Source organism: Serratia sp. PL7, assembly GCF_945957435.1.
Genome location: NZ_CAMFLB010000001.1, coordinates 2,126,159 through 2,150,411, shown reverse-complemented (window position 1 = coordinate 2,150,411; position 24,253 = coordinate 2,126,159). Strand labels below are relative to the sequence as shown.

Genomic DNA, 24,253 nt, shown 5'->3' with positions numbered 1-24,253 from the left:
TCGTTATTGAAAGGACTTTTATTATGCTTTCACCGGCAGGGAAGTTATTTCGTCTTCAAGCTTTGGGGCTCTGTGTTGCCCTTTCTCTGGGAAATCCGATCGCGTTGGTCTATGCCGCCGACGTTATTCAATTCAATACTGACGTATTAGACATCAACGATCGTAAAAATATCGATCTGAGCCAATTTACGCGCAGCGGCTACATCATGCCGGGCGTTTATACCATGGTGGTGCACGTCAATAAGAACGACCTGCCGGAACAGCCGGTGACGTTTTTGGCACCTGAGAACGATCCTAAAGGCAGCGAAGCCTGTCTTTCGCCGGAATTGGTCAACCAACTGGGGCTGAAAGAAAAACTGTTAAGCACGCTGAACTGGACGCACGGCGGCCGTTGCCTTGACGCCTCGAGTCTGGCGGGGATGGAAGCCCGCGGCGATCTTGCCAGCTCCTCGTTGTATCTCAACATTCCTCAGGCCTATCTGGAATACAGCTCGGAAAACTGGGACCCGCCTTCGCGCTGGGATGACGGTATTCCTGGGCTGCTGTTTGACTATAACGTTAACGCCCAAACGCAAAAACACCAGAAAGGCGGCAGCAGTTACAGCCTGAGCGGCAACGGCACCGGCGGCGCCAACCTGGGCGCCTGGCGTCTGCGCGCCGACTGGCAGGCCAACCTCAACCATCAGACCGGTTCTTCTCAGCCTACCGATAAACAGTTCGACTGGAGCCGCTATTACGCCTACCGGGCGATCCCGGCGCTGCGTTCGCGGTTGACGATGGGTGAGGATTACCTGAACTCCGACATTTTCGACAGTCTGCGCTTTACCGGTGTCAGTCTGCGATCCGACGACAGCATGTTGCCGCCCAACCTGCGCGGCTATGCGCCGGAAGTGACCGGCGTGGCGAAAACCAACGCTAAGGTGGTGGTCAGCCAGCAGGGACGCGTGCTGTATGAAACGCAGGTGGCGGCGGGGCCGTTCCGCATTCAGGACATCAATGACGCCGTTTCCGGCGAGCTGGACGTGCGCGTCGAAGAGCAAGACGGCAGCGTGCAGGAGTTCAAGATGAACACCGCCAACATCCCTTATCTGACGCGCCCGGGTACGGTGCGTTACAAGCTGGCGACGGGCAAACCGTCGGAGTGGGGGCACCATCTGCGCGGGCCGATGTTTGGCACCGGCGAGTTCTCCTGGGGGATCAGCAACGGCTGGTCGTTGTACGGTGGGGGCATCGCCGGCGGCGATTATAACGCGCTGTCGCTGGGGATCGGGCGCGATCTGATGGCGCTGGGGGCGCTGTCGTTCGATGCCACGCAGTCGCGTGCGCGTTTGCCGCAGGATGGCACGCTGACCGGCGGTTCGTACCGGCTGAGCTATTCGAAGAACTTCGATGAATACGACAGCCAGGTCACCTTTGCCGGTTACCGCTTCTCCCAGGAAGATTTTATGAGCATGGGGGACTACCTCGATGCGCGTTACGAAGGGGGACGCAGCGGCAAGAGCAAGGAGATGTACACCATCACCTTCAACAAACAGTTCCGCGATCTGGGGCTCAGCACCTATCTCAACTACAGCCACCAAACCTACTGGGATCGGGCGCCGAACGATCGTTACAACCTGATGGTATCGCGCTACTTCGATATCGGCGATTTCAAGAACGTCAGCGTTTCGCTGTCGGCCTATCGCAACCGTTACAACGAGCGCAACGACGACGGGATGTACCTGTCGCTGTCGCTGCCCTGGGGCAGCGCCGGGACGCTCAGTTACAACATGACGCTCGATCGCGAAGAGAACGCCCATCGGGTCGGGTACTACAACCGGGTTGATGAACACAACAACTATCAGATCAGCGCAGGCGCCGCGCGCAGTGGGGCGACGGCCAGCGGGTATTACAGCCATCAGGGCGATATGGCGCAGATCAATGCCAACGCCAGCTACCAGGCCGGCCGGTACAGCGCCGTCGGCATCGGCGCGCAGGGCGGCCTGACGATGGCGGCGGAAGGAGCGGTGCTGCACCGCGTCAATACGCCGGGCGGCACGCGCTTGCTGCTCGATACCGAAGGCGTCGCCGGTGTACCGGTACGTGGCTATGGCAGTACGGTGCTGACCAACCGTTACGGCAAGGCGGTGGTGGCGGATGTGAACAGCTACTACCGCAATAAGGCCAGCATCGATCTCAACAGCCTGAGCGACAACGTCGAGGCGACGCGTTCGGTGGTGCAGGCCACGTTGACCGAGGGGGCCATCGGCTACCGCAAGTTTGAAGTGATTGCCGGCGAGAAGGCGATGGCGATCGTCAAGCTGGCGGACGGCAGCGAGCCGCCGTTCGGTGCCACGGTGCTGAATGCCCGCAAACAGGAGACCGGCATCATCAACGACGGCGGCAGCGTTTACCTGTCCGGCCTCAACCCCGGCGAGCGCATGAGCGTGCACTGGAACGGCGCGGCGCAGTGTGAAATCCAGCTGCCGGCGCCGCTGCCGGCCGAAATGTTGATGAACACGTTGCTGCTGCCTTGCCGCCCGCTTGCCGGCAACAAGCCGGCGGCTGACGCCAACTGACATACACCCGGCGGAGCTCGCTCCGCCGCTAAACCGCCGGGGCGGGCTCGTCCGCTCCCGGCCGACTGGAACCGTGAAGACATGATGAATCTGACTATGACCAGAAAGACCGTTTTCCTTGTGGGCCCGCTCGCCGCCGCGTTGACGATCGGCGCGGTCAGCCTGCCCGCTCATGCGGCCATTGCGCTGGATCGCACGCGTGTGATTTTCGACGGCGACCTGAAAACGGTCAGTCTCAACATCAGTAACCAGAACAAACAGTTGCCTTATCTGGCGCAGGGATGGATCGAAGACGATCGCGGCAACAAAATCCAAAACCCTTTTACCGTGCTGCCGCCGGTGCAGCGGGTGGAGCCGGGCAAACCGAGCCAGGTGAAGATCCAGTCGCTGCCGGCAGCACGTCAGCTGCCGCAGGACAGGGAGACGCTGTATTACTTCAATCTGCGCGAGATCCCGCCGCGCAGTAATAAGCCGAACACGCTGCAGATAGCGTTGCAGACGCGCATCAAAATGTTTTATCGCCCGGCGGCGCTCGCCCCGAAAAAGAACGCCGCACCGTGGCAGGAGCAGCTGACGCTGACCCGGCAGGGCGACAAGTACGTGGTGAACAACCCGACCCCTTATTACGTGACGATCGTTGAGGCGAGCGCCGGCAAGGGCGGGAAAGGGGCCGCCGGCTTTGAACCGTTGATGGTGGCGCCGAAGGCCAGCGCCCCGCTGAACGTCTCCGCCGCGAGCCTCGGTAGCGGCCCGTCGCTGGCGTACATCAACGATTACGGTGGTCGGCCGCAGTTGAACTTCCGCTGCGCCGGCAATGCCTGCCAGGTCGTACCGGTCGCCAAATGACGATCCGCGCGCAAGCAGGGAAGACAGAGTGAACACAGCGGAGTGAACGAATCATGCAACGAAAGATCCCCATGCTGTTGGGAAAGGCCTATGAACGTCATCAGCGACGCACTATCGGCCTGACGGTGTTGGCCGCGCTGATGGTACCGCTGACGGCAGGCACGATGCTGATGCTGATGCCGCCGGCCCGCGCGGTGGACAACTGGGACGTGGAGGGCGCGAATGGCACGCTCCACGTCTACGGCGCGTTAACGGAAAGCGCCTGCAGCCTGGAAATGACCACCGCTCGTCAGGAGGTTTGGCTGGGCGAGACCGGAACGGCGCACTTCCAGCGTCCGGGCGATCGCGGCACGCCGGTCGCCTTCGAGCTGACGCTGAAAGACTGCCTGCGGGCGCCGGCGAGCAACCGCGACGCCTGGACCGGGGTTCTGGCCTGGAGCGGCAGCCAGCCTGCGGTGTCCGTCGCGTTTTCCGCGCCGACGGATGACGACGCGCCGGGTCTGGTCAGGGTGGCCGGCGTCACCGGATTGGGGTTGCAGTTGGCGGATGCCCGCGGCCTGCCGGTCCGCCTCGGCGCGCGCAACAAACCGATCTTGCTGACGCCGGGGCAAAACACCCTGACGTATACGGTGACGCCGGTGCGCACCCCGGCGACGCTGAGCGCCGGCGCTTACCGCGCGGCGATCGATTTCCGTCTTTATTACGACTAATACGCCGCTTGCGCCTGGTAGGCGCAAGCATAACCAAAGGGAGTGGCGTCATGCGCGCGACAGAGACGAACCGGCGCCGAAGCGCGCTGCTGGGAGCCGGCATGGTCATGCTGGCCGGCATGATGGCGCAGCCGGCGGCTGCGGCGGAAAACATGCGCTTTCACGGTACGCTGGTGGCCGAGCCGTGTGTCATACAACCGGGGGATGAGGACATCCAACTGGATTTCGGCACCATCGTCGACAAATACCTGTACCTGAACACCCGCACCCACAGCCAAACCTTCGCGTTGCACCTGACTGAATGCGATCTCAGCCTGGGCAATACGGTGGCCATTACGTTTACCGGCACCGAGAACGCCAAACTGCCCGGCCTGTTGGCGCTGGATGCCGGCAGCCTGGCCTCGGGGATCGGCATCGGGCTGGAGGACAGCACCGGCAAGGCGCTGCCGCTCAATCGCGCCAGCGATAAATTCCGCCTGAATGCCGGCAACACCACGCTCACGCTGCAGGCCTATGTGCAGGGGGAGCCGGAGGCCATCCAAACGAAGTCCATCGGCCGCGGCACCTTCAGCGCGGTGGCCACCTTTACGTTGGAATACGAATAAGCGTCTACAAGGACAAAAAACGCAATGATGATAAAGCCCCTCAATCGCGCCCTGCGCATGGGCCTGCTGTGCCTGTTGGCGTTGAGCGCCGCCGCCTGTCAAAACCAAAAGTCGGGCAAGCCCGCCGTGAACACCAAAAATCAGGCTGTGCAAGCTCCGTCAGAAGAGGCTTTGCGCAAGCAGCGTGAGGCCGAGCAGCTGCAGCAGTGCCAGCAGCAACTGGGTGCATTGCGCACGATCGACGAGAAACAGTATCAGCGCTACAAACAGGCCTTCGACAGCCTGATGAGCGGCGCTTCGCAGTACGCCAACCTGCGCGCCAGGGTAAACGGCGACACGCAGGAGACGGTGGATGCGCTGTATCGCTACAAGGTCAACTATCTGTGCGCCGGGGTGAATCAGGCGGTGCTAACCGGGCTGGCGGATCGCGGGGAGCAGGTTAAATGAGGCTGCGCCTGCTGGGCTGTGCGGCTCTGCTGTTCACCGGCGTCGCGCAGGCGGACGACGGCGTGCCGGCGCTGCTGCAGTTTGCCGAGCAGTATCAACGGCAGAACACCGCGCCGAAGAGCGAAAACGCGGCGCCCGCCGACCGCGAGGCGGGGCAAAAAAAGCGTGAGCCGGCAAAGCGTCCGCCGGACACCCACCAGCCTGCTTCATCGGCCAAAGCTTTTACGCTGAGCCAGGAATTATTGACGCGTGACCAACAGCTGGCGCGCCAGCGAATGGAACTGACGATGTTGCGCCAGGAACTTACTGCGCTGCGGGCGGAGAAAGCGGCGCCACCCGTCGCAGCGTTGCCGGACTCGTCGACGCTTCAACAGTGGATTGCCGGGCTGGGCGCTGCCTGGCGAGGTTCGCCCGACGCGCAGCGCGCCGAGGCGCTGTTGCGTCAGGCGACGCAGGAAACCGCCAAAAGCAGAACGACGGCGGCGCAGGCCGAACGGCGCGTCACCGAACTTGAGTCTGCCGCGCAGGCATCGGCACAGACGCTTGCACAACGTCAACGCGAGCACCAGGAGGCGTTGCACGCTCTGCGCGCCGCGTTGGAAGAAAGCGAGCAGAAGCGGGCCGGTGAGCAGAAGGCGACTCAGCAGGCGCGCGAAGACCTGCTGGCGTTGCGTAAGCGGCTGCAATGGGAGATGACGCCGGAGCAGTTGAAGGATGAACGGAAACGGTTGTCCTATGCGGCGGGCAGTGCGCTGGGGCGGGATATTCAGGGGTTGATGACGGAGCGTCAAAGCTGGGGGGTACCGGTGGACCGCGACAGCCTGTTGGCGGGCGTTATCGACAGCGTGGCGGGGCGTTTGCAGCTGCCGCCGGATGAACTGAATACGCTGACGGCGCAGGCGGATGCCGCCGCCGTGGCCGCGCGTGAGAAACGCGTTAACCAGCAGCGGCGGCGCGATGAAGATTATCTGGCGCAGTTCAGTCAACAAAAGGGCGTAAAGCAGTCGGCGATGGGCTTCTGGTATCGGGTGGATTACGCCGGGGAGGGCGCGCTGGCGCCAACGGCGGTGGTCGATGTCGTGGTGAAAGAGAAGCTGACCGACGGCACGGTGATCCAGGATATGGATCTGAGCGGCAAGGTGCTGTCGCAACCGCTGTCCGAATACCCGCCGCTGTTCCGGGAGGCGATAGGTCATCTGCACAACCACGGCTCGTTGACGATGGTCGTGCCGCCGGCGCTGGCCTACGGTGAAACCGGCTACCCGCCGAAGGTGCCGCCCAACGCCACCATGGTTTATGAATTGCGCATCGACAACAGCCAGGCGCCGGCGAAGGGCGCCCAGGCGGTTAAACGGGAAGCCGACACGGCGGGAGAACAGGGATGAACACGATGATAAAAATCGCGCTATTTGATGAGAATCGATACTTCAGCGCCGGTTGGCAAGAGGCCCTGGCGCTGCATTTCAGCACTTACGGCAAGCGCACGCTGTTAGTGGATGCGCGGCAGGTTCACGAAGCCGATTTGGTGTTCTGCTATTTTCCTCCCGGCGTGCAAAGCTGTTTTTGTCACCTCTCTGAGGCGCAGCCCGCGGGGCGTAAAACGCTGTATTTCTCGTTGCGAACGCCGGAGGGACGGCATAAACGCACCGTCGGTAACCGCTGCTCGCTGGAGGCTGGCGTCATCTACCACGATATGCCGTTGGTTTCGGCGCTGTATCAGGTGAGCGCCGAGCTGGAGCGGCGCAGCAAATGGCCGGGCAGACTGCGCTGTGGCAGGAGCTGCGTATGCCAACACCGGGGCCTGACGCTGCGCGAACAAGAGATCATGCGCTGCATGACGCGGGAGATGGGAGTCACGCAAATCGCCCGGATGCTGGACATTAGCGTGAAGACGGTCAGCAATCACAAGATGAGCGTCATGCGCAAAATGGGATTCCGGCGTAATGCCGAACTTTACGGCTGGCTGCGGCACAGCGCTTGTCCCGGGACTGTGGGGCTTCGCGCGGGTATTCAGCCCAGCGTTGCGGCAGGAAAGGATCGCTATTGAAACGGCGCCGGCCAAGTCACACCGGCTGGCGCCTTAAGTACCTCGCCGTGGCGATCAGTTGCAGGCCACGACCTTGATCGCCAGCCCGCCCTGTGAGGTTTCGCGGTATTTGGCGTTCATGTCTTTGCCGGTCTCGTACATGGTTTCGATCACCTTATCCAGACAAACCCGCGGTTCGCTGGTCCGGCGCATCGCCATGCGTGCGGCGTTGACCGCCTTAACGGCGGAAATGGCGTTGCGTTCGATGCAGGGCACCTGAACCTGGCCGGCGAGCGGATCGCAGGTCAGTCCCAAATGGTGCTCCATGGCGATCTCCGCCGCGATGCACACCTGCGCCGGGCTGCCGCCGAGCAGCTCGGTCAACCCGGCCGCCGCCATCGAACAGGCCACGCCCACTTCCCCCTGGCAACCCACTTCGGCGCCGGAGATCGAGGCGTTCATCTTGTACAGCGCGCCAATCACGCCGGACGCCAGGAAGTAGCGTGTGTAGGAGTTGGCGTTCACCGGGCGGATGAACTTGTCGTAGTAGGCCAGTACCGCAGGGATAATGCCACACGCGCCGTTGGTCGGCGCGGTGACCACGCGGCCACCGGCGGCGTTCTCTTCGTTGACGGCCAGCGCGAACATGTTGATCCAATCGACCACGTTCATCGGATCGATATTGTTCTTGTCGCCGGTCACCAGAATGCGTCGCAGCGCGGCGGCGCGGCGCGGCACTTTCATCGGGCCAGGCAGCAGGCCTTCGGTGTTGATGCCGCGCTCGATACCGGCGCTCATCACCTGCCAGACGTCGGCGAAATGCGCGTCGATGTCCGCCTTGCTGCGCAGCGCCAGCTCGTTCTGCATCACCAGGCCGGACAACGACAGCCCGGTGTCTTTGCAATGCTGCTGCAGATCGTGCGCCGATTTGAACGGGTAGGGCACCGGCGTGGCGCCCTCGGCAGACTGGCCGAAGTGTTCTTCGTCGACGATGAAACCGCCGCCGATCGAGTAATAGGTTTTGCTGTGCAGCAGGCGTTCACCGGCGAAGGCACGGATGCGCATGCCGTTTTCGTGCAGCGGCAGGTTGTCGCTGTGGAAGTTCATGCCGCCGTGCAACGGAAAATCCACCTCGTGGTGGCCGTTGGCCAGCGGCAGGCGGCCGCGCTGTTCCACGTCGCGAATAAAGCCCGGGATGCTGTCGATGTCCACGTCGTGCGGCAGGTTGCCGGCCAGGCCCATGATGATGGCGATGTCGGTGTGGTGACCTTTACCGGTCAACGACAGCGAACCGTAGACGTCGACCACCACGCGGGTGGTGTCCTGCAACTGCTGGTGGGCGATCAGATCGTCGACGAACTGTTTGCCGGCCTTCATCGGGCCAACGGTGTGGGAACTGGATGGGCCGATGCCAATTTTGAAAATATCGAAAACGCTGACCATGGTCTCGCCTCCTTCTTCAGGTTTCAGGCGGTGAATACGGGAAATGGGGGAGTGCGGGAGGGCCGGCGCGCAAGCGGCGCCGGCCGGGCGTGATTAGCCGAGCAGGCTGAACACGATAGCAGAGATGGCGATCAGACCCATCACAACCACGAACACGTTGCTGATGTGGCCGCTGTACTTGCGCATGGCAGGCACTTTACGAATGGCGTACATCGGCATCAGGAACAGCAGCATGGCGATGATTGGGCCACCCAGGGTTTCGATCATGCCCAGGATGCTTGGGTTCAGGGTGGCGACGATCCAGGTGGTCACCAGCATGAAGATAGCGGTCATGCGGTTCAACTTGGCGGTGCTGACGGTTTTGCCACGGCTCTTCATCGATTTGGCAACCAGACCGTTGAAACCTTCACGAGCGCCGAGGTAGTGGCCCAGGAACGATTTGGTAATGGCGACGAAGGCGATAACCGGCGCGATGTACTCGATCATCGGGTTGTTAAAGTGGTTAGCCAGGTAAGACAGAATCGAGATGTTCTGCGCCTTGGCTTCCGCCAGGTTTTCCGGCGTCAGGCTCAGCACGCAGCTGAACACGAAGAACATCACGGTCAGCACCATCATGATGTGTGCATAAGCCAGAATGCGGGAGCATTTCTTCTCGGCATCTGCGCCGTACTCTTCGCGTTTGGCGACGGCGAAAGCGGAGATGATCGGTGAGTGGTTAAAGGAGAACACCATTACCGGGATTGCCAGCCACAGGGTCATGATCAGGCCGTGGCCCATGCCGGTACCGCTGCCGGACAGCGACACGTTTTCGAAGATGGCGCCGGTCCAGTTAGGGATCAGGTATACCGCCAGCAGCATCAGCACCGCCACAAACGGGAAGACCAGGATGCTCATGGTTTTCACGATGGCCTGCTCACCGAAGCGCACGATGGTCATTAGGCCGACGATCAGGATCAGCGACAGAATGGCGCGCGGCGGCGACGTCATGCCCAACTGGTGGGTAATGAAGCTGTCGACGGTGTTGGTGATCGCCACGCTGTAAACCAACAGAATCGGGTAGATGGCGAAGAAGTACAGCAGGGTAATCAGTTTACCGGCGGTGATGCCGAAATGCTCTTCCACTACAGCGGTGATGTCTTCACCGGGATTTTTGCCGGACAGCACGAAACGGCACAGGCCGCGGTGGGCAAAGAAGGTCATCGGGAAAGCGATGATGGCCATGATGATCAGAGGAATCAAACCGCCGATGCCGGCGTTGATGGGCAAGAACAGGACGCCTGCGCCGATGGCGGTGCCGTACAGGCCCAACATCCACATGGTATCCGTTTTACGCCAGGTACTGCTGGAGCCCGAGGCCGCAGAGGCAATTGTGCCGGTCTGTGTAGTGTCCATAAATATCTCCGAAGTGAACACGAATTTAAAATTAAAAGGCAAAACTTAAGGTTAAACCGTCAAACGTCCTATTCAGGCAACGCTTGCGGTAAGAATCAGGTGTTGCTTGCGGGGATGTTTTGGCGTCCCCCTGGTTGTTTATTGTGTTCATTACCAAGGCACAGCGCCGGGTAATTCACTAAAGACTTCCCACCGTCACGGGTGATAAAAGTCGTTACCGCTGCCGACAGGTCATTGCCTGTCGATTTTTGTTGGCGGCAAGATAACGATTTACAGTAGAAACAACCGTGATCCTGCTCTCAAATGCGTAATATGTGCAGTTATCTGCTTTTTTATCGATTTTTCGCGCATTTGTTGCACATTTGTGTAAGATTTTGTGCTGAGAACGCTCTCATAAAATTTTCTGCGATTATGCGGCTTGTACAATAATTAGCCGGATAAAGCGCTGTGCTCAGCAGCAAGCCGAGCAATATATTTTATGCGTGGTTTTGGATCTAGCGAAAAACCCGGATTAAGCAGTTTTAGTGATGTGGATCACATTATGTTTTTAAGGTAAATTGAGTTTATGTTTTTGTTTTTAATTATTTTTATTTAAAATTCACCGCTAGTAACGAAGGGAAATTACTTACGTGGTTAGCGGATAAAAATGCGTAACCATTCATCATATAAATAACAGATAGCTAACAGGTATTGGTGAGATTTGCTGCAATCGCGTAAACCGCCGTTTATTTAAACTTCCTGGCCTTTGGTACGATTTATCATATAAAAGCCATAAATAGCCGTTAATTCACCCAGCCGACCGCGTGTTTAGCCTGCGAAAAAATAATCACGCGGGTGAGCTGTTGCATTTTATTAACCTGATGTTGCGTGCGGATAAGCGAAAAACGCGAATTGATTGCGCATTATTTGTTCATTTTTGGGTGAGGAAAGAGGGATATCGAAACGGTGCGCCGTCGGTTATGACGGCGCTGAAGGCGGATTAATAGCGGATAGCGATGGCGTTGTCGTTGAAGAATGCCAGGAAGTCGGCGGCCGGTTGGCGGTCGGTGATCACCCGATCGAATTGTGTCAGGGGGCCGATGCAGGCCGGTTTGGTTTTGCCGAATTTGCTGTGGTCTGCCACCAGGATCTTTTGCTGCGCCATCGCCATCGCGCGATGCTTCATCTCCAGTTCGTCGAAGTTGAAGCAGGTGGCGCCGTGCTGCAGACTGAGGCCGGCGGCGGAGATAAAGGCGATATTCGGGCAGATATGATCGAGCTCGTTACGGCCGCTGACGCTGGAAAAGATGTAGTTGTTCGGCTTGAACTCACCGCCGCACAGGACCACTTTGCAGTTCGGTTTGTCCTGCAGCGCCAGGAAGGTGTTTAGCGAATGGCACACGGCGGTGAAGGTCAGTTCGTCGGCGATGGCGTCGATGATCGCCGGGGTGGTGGTGCCACAGTCAAAAAACACCGTGTCGTTTTCATTGATCAGCGGCGCTGCCAGCAGGCCGATGCGCCGTTTCTCCGTGACCTGTTTGGCTTTTTGATCGGAAACGAAGTAGTTGGTCACGCCGTTGCTGCGCGGATCGGTCACCACGTAGCCGCCGAGCAACACCACGGCCGCCGGTTCGGCGCTCAGATCGCGGCGAATGGTCATCTCCGAGACCCCCAGCAGCGCGGCGGCTTCTTTCAGGTGGATCTTGTCAGCGCGTTTTAACGCCTGAACTAACCGGTTGATACGTTCTTCGCGCCGCGTTTCCATAGATCCGTCTTCCCACAGGTAGTAGAGGTAAAGGGGCGTGCCGGCATTTCCGGCGCTAAACACAACAATGCGGGGCAATATCGGGCCGCATCAGCCGCCCGTATTGTCCCGCATCGGAGTGTATGGCCATGCCCGTCAGGGCAAGCCGACGATCAGTAGCTGCCCGCCGCCGGCTGGGCGCCGGATACGATGGCGACGCCGGAGCTGGTGCCGATGCGCGTGGCGCCGGCTTTGATCATCTTCTCGGCGGTGGCGCGATCGCGCACGGCGCCGGAAGCTTTCACGCCCATTTCGCTGCCCACAGTCTCACGCATCAGTTTGACGTGCTCTTCCCGAGCGCCGCCGGTGCTGAAGCCGGTGGAGGTTTTCACGAAGGCGACATCGAGTTCGCGACACATTTCACAAACCTGGACGATCTGCGCATCGCTGAGCAGGCAGGTTTCCAATATTACCTTCAACGGGATCGCCGCGCAAACCTCGCGCACGGCGGCGATATCGGCTTTCACTTCGTCCAGCAGGCCGCTTTTCAACCAGCCGACGTTGATCACCATATCGATCTCTTGCGCCCCGGCGGCGATCGCCGCTTTGGCTTCAAAGGCCTTGGCGACGGTCAGGCCGGCACCCAGCGGGAAACCGATCACCGAGCAGACTTTCACGGTGCTTTCTTGCAGCAGCTGGGCCGCCAGCGGCACGTAGCCGGAGTTGACGCATACCGCATAGAAGTTGTGCTGCTGTGCTTCTTCGCACAGTTTGGCGATCTGCATTTCGGTGGCGTCCATGGCCAGCAGGGTATGGTCGACATAGCTGGCGTAATCGATGTTTTCGGTGGTCATCGCGGTTCCTTAGTGAGGTTAAGACAGTAAACGGAGTGAGGAATGTGAAAATAATAACATTCCGATGCCGATAAACCTAGTGCTGTTTAAAAAATGTCGATCCGATCGTCGCTATAATGCTGTTATAGGTATAGCTTAAAGGCGTTTCATTTGTTATTTAAATAACATTTTGTGGCTCGCGGCCTGCGCGGGCGAAACGTCGAGGGAAAAAAGATGAAGATCAACATCGATCTGGCTCCTGAAGCTTTCGGGGCGCATCGGCAGGAACTGTTCCGCAATGCGGATTTTGCGGTGAGCGCGCATCGCTGCGCAGAACGTGGGCCGATGTTAACGCTGGCGAACTGCCGTGGCGCGCTGACGGTTTTACCGTATCAGGGCCTCGCGATCTGGGACGCTGAGTTTGACGGTTACTCGCTGAAGTCGGGCCGCCGCAGCGTGCGGGGCGCCGGCAGAAAGCGCGCTGACGACGCTGCGTTCTATCCCGCCTGGCCGCATCAGGACGGTGAGCCGCTGCAGATGCAACGCGTGTGGATCCAGCTGGCGGGCGATGAGCTGACGTTGCACGGCGAGGGGGAGCGGGCGGGCGGGCGTTGGCGCATCGGCCCGGCGCTGCGTCTGGCGGCCCAGAGCGCGCAGTTCGCCATAGAGATGAAGGTCACCAATCAGGCCGAGCGGCCGCAGCCGCTGCGCTATGTTTGCGGCCTCAACTATGACTGCATTCCTGATGCGGTATTCCGCCAGAACCTGCCGACGCCGGCTTTATTAGGGGATACGATCGGGCAGGAACTGTTGTGCTCCGACGATCTGACGCGCTATGTGGATCAGGCCGAATTCTTTATGCTGGCGCCGCAGGGCCGGCGTTATGTGACGCGTTTTGCCACCGAACAATTCAACTATGGTTTCCGGCGCATCGCCGTTCAGGGCAACAGGCGGCTTCTGGCTTTTATCCAGCCGGCGAACTGCCGCCCGAATGCGCCAGAAGGGGAGGAAGGAGTGATGCTGGGAGCGGGGAAAACGCGGACGTTCTGTGTGACTACTGGCGTGGTGTGAAAGCAGGGGCGGTAACGCCCCTGTCATGTTGTGCGGTTACTCTTTCACCCAGCCACGGCGAATGGCGAAGGCAAACAGGAAGCGATACAGGCGCGACAGCTTGTCGGCGAGGACATCACCGAACAGATTCCATACCAGCTGCGCGAACAGGCAGCCGACCAGGCCGAGCAGGAAACCGCCGACCATATCCAGCGGCCAGTGCACACCGAGGTACACGCGTGACCAGGCGATGCCGGCGGCGACAATCATCAGCAGCGCGCCGGACCAGACCCGGTGCCAGAACAGGAATGCCAGCGCAAAGGTAAAGATGGCGGTGCCGTGATCGCTGGGGAACGAGCTGTCCGGCGCGTGCGCCAGGAAGGTATAGCCGACGCCGGCGACGAACGGACGCTCATGCGGCAGCAGCGCGCCGATAGCGGAGGCGGCAAGCATGGCGAACAACAGCGCGATCGTGGTTTTCGCCACCACTTCGCGCTGTGAAACCAGCTGGCTTTGCGGCCCCCACAGCCACAGGCCGACGATCAGCAGCGGCACGATAATGATAAGATCGCGCGCCAAAAAGGTGGCGAAATCGATCATCCATTCGGGAGACGCCGGGGTCGCATTGATCCAGGCGAAAAGAACATGGTTTAGCTGCTCCATAACCGTTACCTCATCTTGCGGCGCCAATAGCCGCTAATCATCCAATAAATAGCCAACTGGCTTAACCAAACCCACCAACCCGCCCACAGGTTATGGGTAAGAAAATGTGCGCCACGCATGATCTGACCAAAGCCCATCACCATGCCGAGCGCAATGCCGCCGCACCAGCACCACCAGGCCAGGCGCGGACGCTGCGGATAAAACAGGAAAAACAACGCCATCACCGCGAAACCGCTCGAGGCGTGCCCGCCGGGGAAACAGCGACCGGGGCCCGACAGCGCCGGTACCGTGCCGAATAGCGGGAAGGACATCGCCTTGCCGCCGTACTCAATCAGATCCCACGGACAGGAGTGCGCGCTGGTGGCTTTGAGAATGCCCACCACCAGCGGGCCGATACCAATCAGCAGCATGGTTACGATCAGGCGCGCGCTGCGGCGATAGAGGCCCCAAAACAGTGTCAGCACCGCCCCTACGATCACTATCTGCTTCAACAGGCGGTGATTGATCAGATCCAGCCAATAATTGTTTTGCCACGGGAAATGCCCGCTGGCGGCATCGTACCAATAATTGCTGATCGCCCAGTCCAGCTGTTCGTTACGGGAGAGCCATAGAAACACCAAACCGCTGATCAGCAGGCCAAAAACTTGCCAACGGTAAAAGGATGCCGACAGGGAGTAAAGGGTGGTTGTCTTAATTTGCGGTGTCGTTGAGGATTGATTTAATGACGATTCTGGATTCACGCGCAGGCTCAGTGACAGGATTGAATGACGTTACTGTAATAATTCTGTCTTAAGAAAACCTTAGTCCGCCGGTAAGAAAACCCTATCTGATACACTTGCTTGTACGAAGGTAATCGCTGGTTTTTCTCGTCTTAACCCGAGGGTGCGCTGGCTAATTGCTCCAGTTAACGGTTTATATTAGGCGATTGTCACTATTGATTGTCTATTGTAAAGAAGATTAAACCTGTGGCGAGCTTAGCGGTAGTGTATTAGTTTATAGACGGATTATTTGACAAAGTGTAGGGATAAAACATGAACAAGGCATCCGTTGTATTTTCCGGCCTGCTGATGGCCGTTTCCGCCGGCGCTATGGCGGCGACCTCTGGCGATGACGCGGACATGAGCAAACAGCCGTTGGAAAAAGTCGCGCCTTACCCGAAAGCCGAGAAGGGTATGAATCGCCAGGTGATCTACCTGCCGAAGCAAGAGCACGAAGAGAACTACAAGGTAGAGCTGCTGATCGGCAAGACGCTGGAAGTGGACTGCAACCGCCATATGATTGGTGGCACGTTGGAGACCAAAACCCTGTCCGGCTGGGGTTACGACTACCTGGTGCTGGAGAAGCTGTCTGAACCGGCCTCGACCATGATGGCCTGCCCGGACAACACCAAGACCAAGAAATTCATCGCCGCTAACCTGGGCGACGCCGCGATGCAGCGTTACAACAGCCGCCTGCCGATCGTGGTGTATGCGCCGAAAGACGCGGAAGTGAAATATCGCATCTGGAAAGCCGAAGATACCGTAAGTCAGGCTGAGCAGAAATAACCGCCGCCTGACGCCGCTCCGCTGGCCATTCCCGGTTGGCGGAGCCTTTCTCCTTCCTGTCTCCTTATCATTCCCGCATCTTTGACACTCGACTGATTGCTTTCGGACGTGGCTTTTAGCCGCAACATGGCAACGAAATACGCTCTTCACATGGGCACAGGAAGCACGCCGCTGCATGGATGGGAGAGGATGCGCGCGTATAGAAGCGTATAGAAATAGAGCAAAGAAATCTTTACTGAATTGTGATAATTTTGCCCATACCCTATTTAGGCGTGACACAGAAGATAAGGATATCCAATGCGTTATCGTTCGCTAACGCTCGACGAAACCAGAAAAAGTCGCCCATCTGGCGAGCTGCACTGTGATGGCGCGTCTGTGCCGACCACGGAACCTTACGAGTGGGCAGGCGCCGTATGAAACTGATTCATTTCTCCTCTGAACACACGGCGCCGGAAAGCTTTTCCAGGATACTTAACCCTACAGCAGCGCGGTATGAGCTGGAACGGCATTATCTGTTCGGCGGCGCAGCCGGCATATCGATAAGCAGCCGGTATCCGATTACCCGCAATACTCAATCCGGGATTGGCGTCACCGGTTATCGTGAGGACGTGGCTGTGAAGCGCAGCGTGCTCGATGAGATCAACCGGGGCGGCTTGCTGGCGATTGATCAGGGAATGGGCACCTGGACGCCGACGAAATATGCTTTTTACGTCGACGCGGAAGGCCGATTACAGCGCTACCCAGGCAGCTCTCTTCCCGCCTTTTATCCTATAGGGCGCGTGATCGCCCGCTATGAAGAAATGGTCAGCCGCTATGGCCACCGGGCAAAACCGACGGTGCTGCCGGCGAGGCAGAATACGACCCGGAATCCCCCTCTGCAGCAAGCCATCGCGACCGCAGTAGCAACCGTTGCCGCCACGGTGCAGGCCATCCGTCCGCTGACCAAGGCAGAACGCTGGCAAGAACGCCAGTACCTGATAGGGCGAGGCAACCGCAGCATTTACCCGGATGCGCGCATAGCTGCACAGCGCCTGGCGGAGAACAACGTTGCGGTCGAAAAGGCGAAGTTGGCTGAGAATGTCTATAAGACCACTAACCCGCTCAAGGACACGATAGACATCCCTGAAGGCTGGAAGGATATCAGTAACAATGATGGGGCGCTGGGTAAACTCGGTTTAAGCAAAGATATGCTCTATGACGATGAGGATACACCGGGCTTTCTGGCTCGGGTTTATCAGCCAGATGAAAACGTCTTTGGTAAAGCGATGAATCCGACGGTGGTGTTCCGCGGATCGCGTGCGCCTCAGTTCCCGGAGGGAATAAGCAAGGCTGCCCAGAAAGCGTTACTGAACGGTGATTTGTCAGGCATTAAAAACCTGAGTGACTGGTCAAATAATGGCGCTCAAGGGTTGGGGTTTAATTCGGAATACTACAAAAAAGCGGTCAATATAGGTAAAGCAATTAAAGGCGGTGCTGGGATATCTGGCCATTCGCTGGGCGGTGGCATGGCGTCTGCGGCCTCCATGGCCAGTGGCAAACCGGCTTGGACGTTTAATGCTGCAGGCCTGAATGCGGGAACCGTAAAAAAATACGGCGGTTCGATTATAGGCAGTACCGATAATATTCAGGCGTATCGCGTAAAAGGGGAACTGTTGACCAAGTTGCAGGAGGTTGATTTGTGGGAGGATGCCAAAGACCTTAAATTTTATCCCCCGGCGGTGATGGCGAAAGAACGGTTGTCCATGTTGGCGCCTGACGCCGTGGGAGTAAAACACACGCTTCCTGGTGGAACAGGTTCACTGCTGGATAAGCACGGTATAGACCAGGCGATACAATGCATTGAAAATGAAAAAGACGATGACATTGCCACAATCAAGGGAAGAATATGAAAAAAATCATACTCATTATCACGATGGTAGTGTCTACGCTCATCATGCAGGGGTGCAAACAAGGTATGGATTTACAACCACAGGATTATTTTGAAGGGACGCAGCTGGACATCGCCAACATCATCTACGAGGGTGACAGGCAAAAGCTGGATAAGGTTTTACCGACGGTAAGCAAAGAAACGTTAAATCGACCGGCCAAGGCGGAGATGACGTTGCTATTCTGGGCTATAAACAACGCCATCTTTGACAAGAATACGCCAGAGCGGCTCAAGATCATTACGGATTTGGTCAAGGCGGGGGCAGATCCACTGCAGCCAAGACCGGAAGGGCGAAGTAGCCCGGCTGAATATGTTATGAAAGCGGATAAAGGCGTCTGGATACAGGCTATGCTTGAAGGCGGACTATCGCCTAATGCAAGGGATGAAATAAACAATCAACCAATAATTTTCAAGAGCTTTCAAGCGGTTAATACAGAGACGCTGAGTACTCTAATAGATTACAAAGTTGATGTTAATATCAAAGGTGCTATGAACAGAACGCCATTAATTAATGCGTTGTATAATAGTTGCCCAGAACACATTGAGGTTCTTTTGGCTCATGGCGCTAACCCATTAGCCAAAGATGATTTTAATGACAGCTTCCTTTCTTTGATTTCTGCGGAAATAGCCAAGGGAGACAAAAATAATTCTTATATAAAGAAATTAATTAAAATTAAAGAGAAAATAAACATTATGAATTAGTTGGCTCTCAGGTGGGTGAAATAATTGGCGTTTGACGTGGATGGGATGGGTATGGCATGAAGCATATTATTCTCATTATCACCGTGGTGCTGTCTATATGTGTGATGCAGGGATGCGAACAAGGTAGGGATCTACAACCACAAGATTACTTTGAAGGGAAGCAGCTGGACATCGCCACCATCATTTACGAGGGTGACAGGCAAAAGCTGGATAAAGTTTTATCGACGGTAAGCAAAGAAACGTTAAATCGGCCGGCCAAGGCGGAGATGACGTTGCTATTCTGGACGATAAACAACGCCATCTTTGACAAGAACACGCCAGAGCGGCTCAAGATCATTACAGATTTAGTCAAGGCGGGGGCTGAGCCATTACAACCTCAGCCTAACGCACCAGGCAGCCCCGCTGAATTTGTTATGAAAGCGGATAAAGGCATCTGGATACAGGCTATGTTAGAGGGCGGACTTTCTCCAAATGCCAGGGATAAGGTTCATAATCAACCCATTATATTTAATAGTATCTTTGCAAAAAACACAGAAACATTAGAGGTCATGTTGGAGCATGGTGCTGATATAAATATAAGAAATTCACTGGGTGATACGCTGCTCATCGATGCTTTAGACTATCACTCCTATGACCACGTCATTCTTTTATTAGAAAAAGGCGCCGATAGCGATATAAGAGGCAACTCGGGTTGGACGATGGGTAATCAACTACAACGGCTGATTAATAGGAGTCCGGACGGCAGTGAGGCGAAAGAGTCTCTTGAGCGCATCAAAGACGAGCTAATTAAGCGTGGTGGGAAATGGCCACCTCTCCCTGTCAGTAAATAAGCCGTCTCGCTGTATTACCGGAAACTGGGCACATGTTGTAAAGGTGTTCTTACCGCAGAGGCATTGTCCACAGACGGTCGAGTTGCGAAAGTTTGCTTGGGTTGCGCACGATAAATACCTGAGCCAGTCGGCCTTCGGCATTCAAGCTGAGACTGACAGACGCCGTAATACGGCCTTGTTCGGATAGCAAGGCGCCCGGCACGCCATTGATGAGCGCGTGTTGCCAGAGATAGGCTCGCCAAAATACGGGCAATTTACCGCCGATAAACTCGAGTACGTCACGTTTGCCGACGAGTTCAGCCAGGTTGGCGGGCACTTTGCCGCCGCCGTCCGCACTGAGCTTAACGTCTTCGGACAACAGGGTCGAAAGCGGTTCGATATCTGCCATTTCCACCGCCGTTTTGAAAGCGATAAGCAATGCCTCCTGCCGCTCTGTGGGCTGGGTGTTGCGCTCCTCCGGGCGGCCAACTTTTTCGCGCGCGCGTGACACCAGTTTACGACATGCCGTTTCTTCTCCACCTAATGTCATGGCGAGATCCGCGTAGGGCAAGTCAAAGATGTCATGCAGCAAATAGGCTGCGCGCTCGCGGGGAGTGAGTCTTTCGAGCAACAGCATAAAGGCCGTCGACAGCGACGATGAGAGCTCCAACGTCTGCTCGGGCGTTTTGGCTGCGGCGGTTTGAATGGGTTCTGGCAGCCAAATACCGACATAATCGACGCGAGCCTGCTGCGCGGCGCGCAGCAGGTCAAGGCAACGACGAGTGCAGACGGTGGTCAGCCAGGCCGCAGGATTCAGAATGCTGTGGCGATCCGCATGTAACCATTTGATATAGGTATCTTGCACGGCATCTTCCGCGTCGGCCAGAGAACCTAAAATACGATAGGCGAGGCCGATCAGAAACGCTCTTCTCGATTCGAACAGTGCTGCATACTTGTCGTTTTTCATACTAGTGGCCGGAAATATGAATTCTATTCCACAAATTTATCATAGTGATATTTGCGGTTAGCGCGCTGATTTCCTCCTCGGAATAGTACGCGCGCAATGCCGCGCGCAGCGGGCCATACTCGGTATGGCGTTCAAGCCGCGTTAACGCCTCTGTCCAGGCAAATGCGGCGCGCTCGCGAGGCGTGAAATCATCAACGTGTTCCCATACCACCAGTCTGTCCAGACGAGCGTTGGTTTCATCGTCCTCGCGCGCTTCTTTGGTATGCATCTCGACACAGTAACCGCAACCATTGATTTGCGAAGCGCGCAGGAGAACGAGATGGTAGATTTTGCGCTCTAGATTGTGCGCGTCGATAGCGCCATGCACTTTCAGCAGCGCGGAAAAAACGTTGGCAATGGTTTGCGCATGATTGACAGGGTCGGTATTCACTAACGTAGTCATAAGAACTCCTCATTTATCGGGTTAACACATATAGATGACGAATGAGAAGAGGGATGTGTGACCGAACCACAGCAAAAAGGCGCATTTTTGGTCCGAGGGCTGTTGATGTAATACGTTTTTCAGGCAACAAAAAACCCGATAATCTTGAACCTAAAAGGCGGGATTATCGGGCTCCACAAAATGGGGACATCAAAGAAAAGCAGTGGCACTAATTCAGACTGCGGCCCCCAACGAAAGTTCTGGCCGGCGACAAAAAAATCAAAATATTTTTATCGCCGATCCATCTCTCCCGCTAATCGATCAGCCGAGTATGCCCGGCCATAGCACCACGATGAGTGAACCCGCCAGCGTTAACAGCACGTTAGCGATGGCGTAGGTGCCGGCGTAACCCAGCGCCGGGATGTTGCTGCGCGCGGTATCGCTGATGATCTCCATCGCCGGCGCGCAGGTGCGGGCGCCCATGATGGCGCCGAACAGCAGGGCGCGGTTCATGCGCAGCACATAGGCGCCGAACAGGAAGCAGATAATCACCGGCACCAGGCTGACGATCAGCCCGGCGATCAGCATCTGGCCGCCGACCGCGCCCAGGCTGTGGCCGATGCCGGCGCCGGCGCTCAGGCCTACGCCCGCCATAAACACCATCAGGCCGAATTCTTTCACCATGTTCAGCGCGCCCTGCGGAATGTAGCCGAAGGTCGGGTGGTTGGCGCGCAGGAAGCCGAGCATGATGCCGGACATCAGCAGGCCGGCGGCGTTGCCGATGCCGAACGAGAAGTTGCTGAACTGTATGGTGATCTGGCCGATCAAAAGGCCGATGATGAAGAAGGCGCAGAACGCCAGCAGATCGGTCACCTGGCTGTGAATCGAGATAAAGCCAATTTTCTCCGCCACGCTCTTCACCCGGCGTGCGTCGCCGCTCACCTGCAGCACGTCGCCTTTGTTGAGCACGATGCTGTCGTCGATCGGCATTTCGATCTGGCTGCGGATCACGCGGTTGAGGAAGCAGCCGTGGTCGGTCAGCTTTAGCTGGCTCAGGCGTTTGTTCACCGCGTTGCTGTTCTTCACCACGATCTCTTCGGTGACGATGCGCATGTCGAGCAGATCGCGATCGAACACTTCCTTGCCGTTGCGGAAGCTCGGGTCCAGCCGCGCGTGGGCGTCCGGGTAGCCGACCAGCGAGATCTCGTCGCCCACCTGCAGCACCGCGTCACCGTCCGGGTTGGCCAAAATGCCGTTGCGGCGGATGCGTTCGATGTAACAGCCGGTCTGGCGGTAGATGCCCAGTTCACGCAGGTTCTTGCCGTCGGCCCAGGCCACCAGCTCGGGGCCGACGCGGTAGGCGCGGATCACCGGCAGGTAGACCTTGCGCTGGCTGTCGGTGTCCAGGCCGCGTTCGCGGGCGATCTGCTGGGCAGAGGTGGACAGGTCCTGGTGTTGCAGCTTCGGCAGGTAGCGCGCGCCGAAGATCAGGCTGACCAGACCGATCAGGTAGGTGAGGGCGTAGCCCAGGCTCAGATGATCCTGCGCCGCCAGCAGCGCCGGGCCGTTGACGATGGTGTTGCGTAGCGTGTCGCCGGCGCCCACCAGCACCGGCGTGGAGGTCATCGAGCCGGCCAGCATGCCGGCGGTCAGGCCGATATCCCAGTGGAACAGCTTGCCGAGACCGACGGCGAGCACCATCGCCGAGCCGACCATCACCAACGCCAGCATCAGGTAGTTTTTGCCGTCGCGGAAGAAAATCGAGAAAAAGTTGGGCCCGGCTTCTACGCCGACGCAGAAAATAAACAGCATGAAGCCGAGATTCAGCGCCTCGGTGTTAATGGCGAAGTGTTGCTGGCCGAGCAGCAGGGAAACCACCAAAACGCCAATGGAATTACCGAGTTGGACGGAGCCCAGACGGAGTTTACCGAGGCACAGCCCCAGTGCGAGTACCACGAACAGTAACAGAATGTAGTTACCGTTTAACAAACTAGCGACGTTTATGTTCACGGAGGATAACTTATTGTTTACCAGTAAGTGCTTGATATAGATAACTATAAGAGATAAATTCAGCCTTAAAACGACGTCATAAATCACCACCAGCAGAAAGCGAAGCGAACCATCGTTCGGCGGCGTTCATTCTAGACGCTATGACCGATGACAGCCAGCACAGAAAGCTGATTTCCTGCGCCGCCGTGCGCATTTAACTCTCTTTTGACCAAGGAAAAAATTCGGTTCAGCGTCACCTGACGGGTGGCCGGACCGATTTCTATTGATGCGGTAATTGGGCGGGGGAGAATTCGCATGACGAGTTATCGATATTGGCTGGGCATTCTCAGCTGTTTTCTGTTGTTCAGCCTGGTGTTTCTCGGCCAGCAAACCGGCCTGTTCGGCAGCACGGATCATGAGCACCACGGGGAAACCGGCCTGCTGCTGTTCGTTGTCCCCGGTGCGATCGCCAGCTATCTGTCGAGCCGCAAGCGGCTGCTTTGCCCGTTGCTTGGCGCGCTGTATGCGCTGCCGCTGTGTCTGCTGATCCGCCACTTCTGGCTGACGCCGTCCTATTCATTCTGGCAGGAGTTGGCTTATGCCACCAGCGCGGTGTTCTGGTGCGTGTTCGGCGCGATGCTGATGCTGTTCGCCCTCGGCCTGTTGCAGACGCTGCAGCAGCTGCACCGGCGGCAGCGGCAATAAAAAAAGGCGCGTTAAGCGCCTTTTTTGTCGTTCAAAAACTTACTGGAACAGGTTCAGGTGTTCTTTGGCGTAAGCTTCGAAATCGGTGCAACCGCCGATGTGCTTCTCATCCAGGAAGATCTGCGGCACGGTTTCAACCGGTTTACCGACGGTTTTTTCCAGATCGGCCTTGGTGATGCCTTCCGCGTGGATGTCAACGTAACGGAAGTTGAAATCGTCGCGTTCTTCAGTCAGTTTTTCCGCCAGTTCTTTAGCGCGGACACAATAAGGACAGCCAGGACGCCCGAAGATTACTGCAAACATGCAACGCTCCTTAATTGGATTTTCAATAAATGGTTCGCTATTGCAACGACATCCCGTCACCGAAAAAGTCATTACCTGCGTCAGATGGCGCCTACTATGCCCGTTGAGGCCATGAAAAAAAAGCAGGAATTACCTGTTAATCTGATTCATGTAACCAATTAGTCAGCCGGGGCTGTCGCCGTTGGCGGGAATTCACTACACTGGGGGCAGACCTTCTGGAGAAGAAAAATATGCGTTCATTCGGTGACTTACCGCGCCCGGTGCTGGTGTTGGAAGGGCTGGGTATCGTGATGTTGGTGCTGGCCTACCTCAGCATTCACGGCCACCTGCAGCTGTCTGGCTGGCTGGCATCGCAGCAGGCGGCGGTCGGCATGATTTTCCTCGGCGTGGCGTTGATGGTGCCGGCGGCGGCATTTCTGGTGTGGCGCGTGGTGCAGGGCTTTGGCCCGCTGATGCGCGGCGGGTTGCCGCCGGAAAACGATCGCCGCAAACCGCGAGATGCGGATGCATCGAAAGATAATCAGGACCGCGATCCGCGCGCCTGAGTGCCGCGGCCGCTAACCCGCCTGCTGGGCAGGCGTTGGCTTTTG

24 protein-coding genes are annotated in these 24,253 nt (G+C 57.4%); 14 read left to right on the top strand and 10 right to left on the bottom strand.

Features of this window, described 5'->3' with window-relative positions:
- Positions 1-23: 23 nt before the first annotated feature.
- The 7 genes from N6G83_RS10360 (at position 24) to N6G83_RS10330 (ending at position 7,213) form a co-directional block, all read left to right on the top strand.
- Positions 24-2,558: an outer membrane usher protein gene (locus N6G83_RS10360; RefSeq protein ID WP_080271247.1), complete on the top strand. Its 2,535-nt coding sequence runs from the start codon at positions 24-26 to the stop codon at positions 2,556-2,558.
- Between the two features lie 81 nt (positions 2,559-2,639).
- Positions 2,640-3,404 (top strand): fimbria/pilus periplasmic chaperone, encoded by a 765-nt coding sequence (locus N6G83_RS10355; RefSeq protein ID WP_025302215.1) that lies wholly within the window; start codon positions 2,640-2,642, stop codon positions 3,402-3,404.
- A 71-nt stretch (positions 3,405-3,475) separates the two neighbouring features.
- Entirely contained in the window at positions 3,476-4,114 is a 639-nt protein-coding gene (locus N6G83_RS10350; protein ID WP_038629099.1) for a fimbrial protein, read from the top strand.
- 50 nt (positions 4,115-4,164) lie between these two features.
- The gene (locus N6G83_RS10345) at positions 4,165-4,719 is read left to right on the top strand and encodes a fimbrial protein (RefSeq protein ID WP_025302217.1); all 555 of its coding nucleotides are present in this window, start codon (positions 4,165-4,167) and stop codon (positions 4,717-4,719) included.
- Between the two features lie 24 nt (positions 4,720-4,743).
- Positions 4,744-5,166 carry a hypothetical protein gene (locus N6G83_RS10340; RefSeq protein ID WP_025302218.1) on the top strand — a complete coding sequence of 141 codons (423 nt, stop codon included), beginning with the start codon at positions 4,744-4,746 and terminating at the stop codon, positions 5,164-5,166.
- Positions 5,163-6,551 carry an FKBP-type peptidyl-prolyl cis-trans isomerase N-terminal domain-containing protein gene (locus N6G83_RS10335; protein ID WP_025302219.1) on the top strand — a complete coding sequence of 463 codons (1,389 nt, stop codon included), beginning with the start codon at positions 5,163-5,165 and terminating at the stop codon, positions 6,549-6,551. The genes N6G83_RS10340 and N6G83_RS10335 overlap by 4 nt, the downstream gene beginning before the upstream one ends.
- Positions 6,548-7,213 carry a response regulator transcription factor gene (locus tag N6G83_RS10330; protein ID WP_025302220.1) on the top strand — a complete coding sequence of 222 codons (666 nt, stop codon included), beginning with the start codon at positions 6,548-6,550 and terminating at the stop codon, positions 7,211-7,213. The genes N6G83_RS10335 and N6G83_RS10330 overlap by 4 nt, the downstream gene beginning before the upstream one ends.
- Before the next feature lie 54 nt (positions 7,214-7,267).
- On the opposite strand, the gene N6G83_RS10325 is transcribed toward N6G83_RS10330, so the two are convergent.
- From N6G83_RS10325 to deoC, 4 genes are all read right to left on the bottom strand, one after another.
- The gene (locus N6G83_RS10325; RefSeq protein WP_025302221.1) at positions 7,268-8,635 is read right to left on the bottom strand and encodes an L-serine ammonia-lyase; all 1,368 of its coding nucleotides are present in this window, start codon (positions 8,633-8,635) and stop codon (positions 7,268-7,270) included.
- 93 nt (positions 8,636-8,728) lie between these two features.
- Entirely contained in the window at positions 8,729-10,027 is a 1,299-nt protein-coding gene (locus N6G83_RS10320; protein WP_004938697.1) for an HAAAP family serine/threonine permease, read from the bottom strand.
- A 979-nt stretch (positions 10,028-11,006) separates the two neighbouring features.
- A complete protein-coding gene (gene deoR / locus N6G83_RS10315) occupies positions 11,007-11,771 on the bottom strand; it encodes a DNA-binding transcriptional repressor DeoR (RefSeq protein WP_025302222.1) in 765 nt (254 codons plus the stop codon).
- 152 nt (positions 11,772-11,923) lie between these two features.
- Positions 11,924-12,604 carry a deoxyribose-phosphate aldolase gene (gene deoC, locus N6G83_RS10310; protein WP_025302223.1) on the bottom strand — a complete coding sequence of 227 codons (681 nt, stop codon included), beginning with the start codon at positions 12,602-12,604 and terminating at the stop codon, positions 11,924-11,926.
- Between the two features lie 213 nt (positions 12,605-12,817).
- On the opposite strand from deoC, the gene N6G83_RS10305 reads away from it, so the two are divergent.
- On the top strand, positions 12,818-13,654 hold the full coding sequence (locus N6G83_RS10305; protein WP_164062705.1) for a hypothetical protein: 837 nt from the start codon (positions 12,818-12,820) through the stop codon (positions 13,652-13,654).
- Positions 13,655-13,690: 36 nt separating this feature from the next.
- Here N6G83_RS10305 and ybjG read toward each other — a convergent pair whose 3' ends face one another.
- Together ybjG and N6G83_RS10295 are read right to left on the bottom strand one after the other, a co-directional pair.
- Complete coding sequence (gene ybjG, locus N6G83_RS10300; protein ID WP_025302225.1) at positions 13,691-14,296, bottom strand: undecaprenyl-diphosphate phosphatase; 606 nt, start codon at positions 14,294-14,296, stop codon at positions 13,691-13,693.
- Between the two features lie 5 nt (positions 14,297-14,301).
- Positions 14,302-15,036 carry a phosphatase PAP2 family protein gene (locus N6G83_RS10295; protein ID WP_197764757.1) on the bottom strand — a complete coding sequence of 245 codons (735 nt, stop codon included), beginning with the start codon at positions 15,034-15,036 and terminating at the stop codon, positions 14,302-14,304.
- A gap of 291 nt (positions 15,037-15,327) precedes the next feature.
- On the opposite strand from N6G83_RS10295, the gene eco reads away from it, so the two are divergent.
- From eco to N6G83_RS10275, 4 genes are all read left to right on the top strand, one after another.
- Complete coding sequence (gene eco / locus N6G83_RS10290; protein ID WP_033642514.1) at positions 15,328-15,840, top strand: serine protease inhibitor ecotin; 513 nt, start codon at positions 15,328-15,330, stop codon at positions 15,838-15,840.
- A 413-nt stretch (positions 15,841-16,253) separates the two neighbouring features.
- A complete protein-coding gene (locus N6G83_RS10285; protein ID WP_260515274.1) occupies positions 16,254-17,729 on the top strand; it encodes a phospholipase in 1,476 nt (491 codons plus the stop codon).
- The gene (locus N6G83_RS10280) at positions 17,726-18,469 is read left to right on the top strand and encodes an ankyrin repeat domain-containing protein (protein WP_141969839.1); all 744 of its coding nucleotides are present in this window, start codon (positions 17,726-17,728) and stop codon (positions 18,467-18,469) included. The genes N6G83_RS10285 and N6G83_RS10280 overlap by 4 nt, the downstream gene beginning before the upstream one ends.
- 56 nt (positions 18,470-18,525) lie before the next feature.
- A complete protein-coding gene (locus tag N6G83_RS10275; RefSeq protein ID WP_260515273.1) occupies positions 18,526-19,299 on the top strand; it encodes an ankyrin repeat domain-containing protein in 774 nt (257 codons plus the stop codon).
- Positions 19,300-19,348: 49 nt separating this feature from the next.
- On the opposite strand, the gene sigJ is transcribed toward N6G83_RS10275, so the two are convergent.
- The 3 genes from sigJ to N6G83_RS10260 form a co-directional block, all read right to left on the bottom strand.
- The gene (gene sigJ / locus N6G83_RS10270) at positions 19,349-20,245 is read right to left on the bottom strand and encodes an RNA polymerase sigma factor SigJ (protein WP_197770834.1); all 897 of its coding nucleotides are present in this window, start codon (positions 20,243-20,245) and stop codon (positions 19,349-19,351) included.
- A 1-nt stretch (position 20,246) separates the two neighbouring features.
- Entirely contained in the window at positions 20,247-20,687 is a 441-nt protein-coding gene (locus tag N6G83_RS10265; RefSeq protein ID WP_142590591.1) for a carboxymuconolactone decarboxylase family protein, read from the bottom strand.
- Between the two features lie 300 nt (positions 20,688-20,987).
- A complete protein-coding gene (locus tag N6G83_RS10260) occupies positions 20,988-22,676 on the bottom strand; it encodes an aspartate:alanine antiporter (RefSeq protein WP_049205954.1) in 1,689 nt (562 codons plus the stop codon).
- A gap of 294 nt (positions 22,677-22,970) precedes the next feature.
- Between N6G83_RS10260 and N6G83_RS10255 the strand changes: the two genes are divergently transcribed.
- Positions 22,971-23,360, top strand: a complete 390-nt coding sequence (locus N6G83_RS10255) for an inner membrane protein YbjM (RefSeq protein WP_025302232.1) — start codon at positions 22,971-22,973, stop codon at positions 23,358-23,360.
- Positions 23,361-23,399: 39 nt separating this feature from the next.
- Here N6G83_RS10255 and N6G83_RS10250 read toward each other — a convergent pair whose 3' ends face one another.
- Positions 23,400-23,663 (bottom strand): GrxA family glutaredoxin, encoded by a 264-nt coding sequence (locus N6G83_RS10250; RefSeq protein WP_004938676.1) that lies wholly within the window; start codon positions 23,661-23,663, stop codon positions 23,400-23,402.
- Between the two features lie 230 nt (positions 23,664-23,893).
- On the opposite strand from N6G83_RS10250, the gene N6G83_RS10245 reads away from it, so the two are divergent.
- The gene (locus N6G83_RS10245) at positions 23,894-24,208 is read left to right on the top strand and encodes a YbjC family protein (protein WP_164099900.1); all 315 of its coding nucleotides are present in this window, start codon (positions 23,894-23,896) and stop codon (positions 24,206-24,208) included.
- Positions 24,209-24,253: the final 45 nt, after the last annotated feature.

Bases quoted from the DNA above. Each gene is read 5' to 3' on its own strand.
- N6G83_RS10360 (WP_080271247.1), top strand. From the start codon at position 24: ATGCTTTCACCGGCAGGGAAGTTATTTCGTCTTCAAGCTTTGGGGCTC.
- N6G83_RS10355 (WP_025302215.1), top strand. From the start codon at position 2,640: ATGATGAATCTGACTATGACCAGAAAGACCGTTTTCCTTGTGGGCCCG.
- N6G83_RS10350 (WP_038629099.1), top strand. From the start codon at position 3,476: ATGCTGTTGGGAAAGGCCTATGAACGTCATCAGCGACGCACTATCGGC.
- N6G83_RS10345 (WP_025302217.1), top strand. From the start codon at position 4,165: ATGCGCGCGACAGAGACGAACCGGCGCCGAAGCGCGCTGCTGGGAGCC.
- N6G83_RS10340 (WP_025302218.1), top strand. From the start codon at position 4,744: ATGATGATAAAGCCCCTCAATCGCGCCCTGCGCATGGGCCTGCTGTGC.
- N6G83_RS10335 (WP_025302219.1), top strand. From the start codon at position 5,163: ATGAGGCTGCGCCTGCTGGGCTGTGCGGCTCTGCTGTTCACCGGCGTC.
- N6G83_RS10330 (WP_025302220.1), top strand. From the start codon at position 6,548: ATGAACACGATGATAAAAATCGCGCTATTTGATGAGAATCGATACTTC.
- N6G83_RS10325 (WP_025302221.1), bottom strand. From the start codon at position 8,635: ATGGTCAGCGTTTTCGATATTTTCAAAATTGGCATCGGCCCATCCAGT.
- N6G83_RS10320 (WP_004938697.1), bottom strand. From the start codon at position 10,027: ATGGACACTACACAGACCGGCACAATTGCCTCTGCGGCCTCGGGCTCC.
- deoR (WP_025302222.1), bottom strand. From the start codon at position 11,771: ATGGAAACGCGGCGCGAAGAACGTATCAACCGGTTAGTTCAGGCGTTA.
- deoC (WP_025302223.1), bottom strand. From the start codon at position 12,604: ATGACCACCGAAAACATCGATTACGCCAGCTATGTCGACCATACCCTG.
- N6G83_RS10305 (WP_164062705.1), top strand. From the start codon at position 12,818: ATGAAGATCAACATCGATCTGGCTCCTGAAGCTTTCGGGGCGCATCGG.
- ybjG (WP_025302225.1), bottom strand. From the start codon at position 14,296: ATGGAGCAGCTAAACCATGTTCTTTTCGCCTGGATCAATGCGACCCCG.
- eco (WP_033642514.1), top strand. From the start codon at position 15,328: ATGAACAAGGCATCCGTTGTATTTTCCGGCCTGCTGATGGCCGTTTCC.
- N6G83_RS10285 (WP_260515274.1), top strand. From the start codon at position 16,254: ATGAAACTGATTCATTTCTCCTCTGAACACACGGCGCCGGAAAGCTTT.
- N6G83_RS10280 (WP_141969839.1), top strand. From the start codon at position 17,726: ATGAAAAAAATCATACTCATTATCACGATGGTAGTGTCTACGCTCATC.
- N6G83_RS10275 (WP_260515273.1), top strand. From the start codon at position 18,526: ATGAAGCATATTATTCTCATTATCACCGTGGTGCTGTCTATATGTGTG.
- sigJ (WP_197770834.1), bottom strand. From the start codon at position 20,245: ATGAAAAACGACAAGTATGCAGCACTGTTCGAATCGAGAAGAGCGTTT.
- N6G83_RS10265 (WP_142590591.1), bottom strand. From the start codon at position 20,687: ATGACTACGTTAGTGAATACCGACCCTGTCAATCATGCGCAAACCATT.
- N6G83_RS10255 (WP_025302232.1), top strand. From the start codon at position 22,971: ATGACGAGTTATCGATATTGGCTGGGCATTCTCAGCTGTTTTCTGTTG.
- N6G83_RS10250 (WP_004938676.1), bottom strand. From the start codon at position 23,663: ATGTTTGCAGTAATCTTCGGGCGTCCTGGCTGTCCTTATTGTGTCCGC.
- N6G83_RS10245 (WP_164099900.1), top strand. From the start codon at position 23,894: ATGCGTTCATTCGGTGACTTACCGCGCCCGGTGCTGGTGTTGGAAGGG.